This window comes from Huintestinicola sp., assembly GCF_051882455.1.
Taxonomy (GTDB): domain Bacteria; phylum Bacillota; class Clostridia; order Oscillospirales; family Ruminococcaceae; genus Huintestinicola.
The window spans coordinates 1-4,510 of record NZ_JBJERV010000005.1; the positions used below are offsets into that span (position 1 = coordinate 1).

A 4,510-nucleotide genomic window follows, 5' to 3' on the forward strand; every position below is an offset into this window, starting at 1 on the left:
GATATCCGAAAGCTGCTTCTTCTTAACGAGGAAGTCTATCTCAAGATCAAACTGCTTTTCGGAATTTGTTCTGTCCACGTAGCCAAGGTCCTGAGGGATATTCTCGTTGAAGATAAGTCTTCCCACAGTGCACTCGATTATCTTTGAAACTCTTCTGTCGCCGATATCCTTGGAAATACGTACCTTGATAGCGGCATGAAGGCTTACAACGCCCTCCTGATAAGCCATAAGAGCCTCGTTGACATCTCTGAATACCTTGCCCTCGCCCTTTTCTCCCTCTTTCTTCATAGTGAGGTAGTAGGAGCCCAGCACCATATCCTGAGAAGGAACGGCAACAGGACGTCCGTCGGAAGGCTTCAGCAGGTTATTGGCAGCCAGCATAAGGAAGCGTGCCTCAGTCTGAGCCTCAGCGGAAAGGGGAAGATGAACAGCCATCTGGTCGCCGTCGAAGTCGGCGTTAAATGCTGTACATACCAGAGGGTGAAGCTTGATAGCACGGCCCTCAACAAGGATAGGCTCGAATGCCTGGATACCCAGTCTGTGAAGTGTAGGCGCACGGTTCAGAAGAACGGGGTGGGACTTGATAACATTTTCCAGTGCGTCCCAAACATCGTTCTCCGCACGGTCAACCTTCTTGCGGGCGGACTTTATATTAGTGGACTTTCCTGTGTCCACAAGGCGCTTCATAACAAAGGGCTTGAAAAGCTCGAGAGCCATCTCCTTGGGGAGACCGCACTGATACATTTTCAGCTCGGGGCCAACAACGATAACCGAACGTCCCGAATAGTCAACACGCTTACCCAGAAGGTTCTGACGGAAGCGTCCCTGCTTACCCTTGAGCATATCCGAAAGGGACTTGAGAGCTCTGTTGTTAGGACCTGTAACGGGTCTGCCATGACGGCCGTTATCGATAAGAGCGTCCACAGCCTCCTGGAGCATTCTCTTCTCGTTTCTGATGATGATGTCGGGGGCTTCGAGCTCCAGCATCTTCTTGAGGCGGTTGTTTCTGTTGATAACACGTCTGTAAAGGTCGTTAAGGTCGGAGGTAGCATATCTGCCGCCGTCGAGCATTACCATAGGACGGATATCGGGGGGTATAACGGGAACAACATTAAGAACCATCCACTCGGGCTTGTTCTTTGACATTCTGAAGGACTCGATTATCTCAAGTCTCTTGAGGAGCTTGATTCGCTTCTGACCTGTGGGAAGGTCCTTGAGCTCGTTTTTAAGCTCTTCGGACACCCATTCCAGGCAGTTTATCCACTTGGACTTGTCAGCGATCTCGTCAAACTCGCCGTTTGCGTTTGCAGCCTCGATCTTCTCGTCAAAGAGCTGCTCGATATACTTGGAGCCGTAGATGACCTTGATGGACTTGCCCGACTTCTTTTCTTCCTCGAAGCGGTTGTATCTCATCACGTCATAGTTGTACTCCGCGCGTGTTATCTTCTGACCAACGGAATAGTTCTCATTCTCGCCGTTGTCGGTGATAACGAGAATGCGCTTTGCAAGCATATCTCTTATCTCGTCCTCGGAAAGACCTGTGAGAGCGGAGAATTTGTCGATATATTTAACGATATACTGATTATATCTTTCGGGATCGTATTCCTCGAGAAGCTCCTGGATAGCCTCTGCGCCCATAGCGGCATAGAAACCGTCCTCATACTTCTCAACGTTGTCGGCATAATCCTTTTCGGAAAGGAGGTCCTTCTTGGTAAGACCCGTATTTCCGGGGTCGACAATGATATATTTGGTAAAGTACAGCACTTCCTCCAGGCGCTTCTGAGGTATCTCCAGCACCTGACCTATTCTTGAGGGAGTTCCCTTGAAATACCAGATGTGAGAAACAGGAGCGGCAAGCTCAATGTGACCCATGCGCTCACGTCTTACCTTGGCGCGGGTAACTTCAACGCCGCAGCGCTCGCAGACCTTGCCCTTGAAGCGGATCTTCTTGTACTTTCCGCAGTGGCACTCCCAGTCCTTTGTGGGACCAAAGATCCTTTCGCAGAAAAGGCCGTCTCTTTCGGGCTTCTGTGTTCTGTAGTTGATGGTTTCGGGCTTTTCAACAATGCCGTGAGACCAGCTTCTGATTTTGTCGGGGGAAGCGAGACCAATTTTTATAGACTCAAAAGTGTTCTGTTCCAATAGCTTACACTCCTTAGATCAAGTAGAGTAAATGCCCCATTCCCAGCACAGGGCATATGAACGGCGAAGGAATATGCCTGCCGCCTATTTCCGCAGGCAGCAGGCGGATATATCTTAAATTGCGTATTGCCTGAGGGCAATTGCGCATTACCCTGCGGCAATACCGTCTGCCGTATGGGCAGTAAAAGTGAACTTAGATCAGGTCGTCGTCAAAATCGTCTGAGCCGAAATCGGTATCGTCGTCGCCCACGTCATCGTAATCGTCGGGGTCGGAGCTGCCGAAATCATCGTCCTCGCCGTCCTCGAGAGAGAAGCCCTCGTCAAGGTCGCCCTCGTCGAAATCATCGGCATCCGAAACAGGAGGCGGAATAACATCGTCATCGTCCTCGAAGGTAGCCTTGAGGTCGATCTCCTGATTGTTCTCGTCAAGGACCTGAATATCGAGACAGAGTGACTGGAACTCCTTGATAACCACCTTGAACGCCTCGGGTATACCGGGCTTGGGAACGTTCTGACCCTTAACGATAGCCTCGTAGGTCTTGACACGTCCAACAGTATCATCGGACTTAACAGTAAGGATCTCCTGGAGAGTATAAGCAGCGCCGTAAGCCTCGAGAGCCCAGACTTCCATCTCACCGAAACGCTGACCGCCGAACTGAGCCTTACCGCCCAGAGGCTGCTGAGTAACCAGCGAATAAGGACCTACCGAACGTGCGTGGATCTTATCGTCAACCAGGTGGTGGAGCTTGAGGTAGTACATTATACCAACAGTAACTCTGTTGTCAAAGGGCTCGCCTGTACGTCCGTCTCTGAGGACTATCTTGCCGTCCTCGTCCATACCGGCTTCCTTGAAGCAGGCACGGATATCCTCCTCGTGAGCGCCGTCAAATACGGGAGTCATTACCTTCCAGCCAAGCTTTCTTGCAGCCATACCGAGATGAACTTCAAGCACCTGACCGATGTTCATACGTGAAGGAACGCCCAGGGGGTTAAGAACGATATCCAGAGGAGTACCGTCGGGAAGGAAGGGCATATCCTCGGATTTAAGGATACGGGAAACGACACCCTTGTTTCCGTGACGGCCCGCCATCTTGTCGCCCACAGAGATCTTTCTCTTCTGAGCGATGTAGCAGCGAACCAGCTTGTTAACTCCGGGAGAAAGCTCGTCGCAGTTTTCGCGGGTGAATATCTTAACGTCAACAACAACGCCCGACTCGCCGTGAGGCACCTTCAGGGAGTTGTCTCTTACTTCCTTAGCCTTCTCGCCGAAAATAGCTCTGAGAAGTCTTTCCTCGGCAGTAAGCTCGGTCTCGCCCTTAGGAGTGACCTTTCCGACCAGGATATCGCCGGCTCTTACCTCAGCGCCTATGCGGATGATACCTCTGTCGTCAAGGTCCTTGAGAGCGTCCTCGCCCACGTTGGGGATATCTCTTGTAATGGTCTCGGCACCCAGCTTGGTGTCTCTTTCCTCGATCTCGTATTCCTCAATGTGGATAGAGGTGTATATATCCTCGCGGACAACGCGCTCGTTAAGAAGAACGGCGTCCTCGTAGTTGTAGCCTTCCCAGGTCATGAAGCCGATAAGTGCATTCTTACCGATAGCAAGCTCACCGTTGCTTGTAGCGGGACCGTCCGCAAGGACCTGTCCGACATGAACTTCCTCGCCCTTTTCAACGATGGGACGCTGATTAACACAGGTGCCCTGGTTGGAGCGCTTGAACTTGATAAGCTTGTAGGAATGGGTAGCGCCCGTTCCCTCCTTGATAACGACCTCGTCAGCGCTTACACGCTCAACAACGCCGTCATGCTTGGAAACAACGCATACGCCCGAGTCAACAGCAGCCTTGTACTCCATACCGGTACCAACGATAGGAGCCTCGGTCTTGAGAAGAGGCACAGCCTGACGCTGCATGTTCGCACCCATGAGGGCACGGTTAGCGTCATCGTTCTCAAGGAAGGGGATCATAGCCGTAGCGATGGAAACGACCATCTTAGGCGAAACGTCCATATAGTCGACTCTTTCCCTCTCGCATTCGAGGATCTGGTCTCTGTAACGGGCGTTAACTCTGGGACGGGCAAATTTTCCGTCCTCGGTAAGAGGCTCGTTTGCCTGAGCAATGGTGTAGTTATCCTCCACATCGGCAGTCATATAAACTACCTCGTCGGTAACAACGCCCGTTGCCTTGTCAACCTTTCTGTAAGGAGCCTCGATAAAGCCGTACTCGTTGATTCTCGCAAAGGACGCAAGATAGGAGATAAGTCCGATGTTAGGACCTTCGGGAGTCTCGATAGGACACATTCTTCCGTAGTGGGAGTAGTGAACGTCACGGACTTCAAATCCTGCACGGTCACGGGAAAGACCGCCGGG

The 4,510-nt window shown here is 51.6% G+C and carries 1 protein-coding gene and 1 pseudogene; both read right to left on the reverse strand.

All coding sequences use genetic code 11. The features are described from left to right. Positions 1 to 2,142 (reverse strand): annotated as a pseudogene (locus tag ACI4J0_RS00670) (DNA-directed RNA polymerase subunit beta'); the annotation flags it as partial. A 193-nt stretch (positions 2,143 to 2,335) separates the two neighbouring features. After that, positions 2,336 to 4,510 (reverse strand): DNA-directed RNA polymerase subunit beta (gene rpoB, locus ACI4J0_RS00675; protein WP_439763890.1); only part of this gene is annotated, 2,175 nt, incomplete at its 5' end.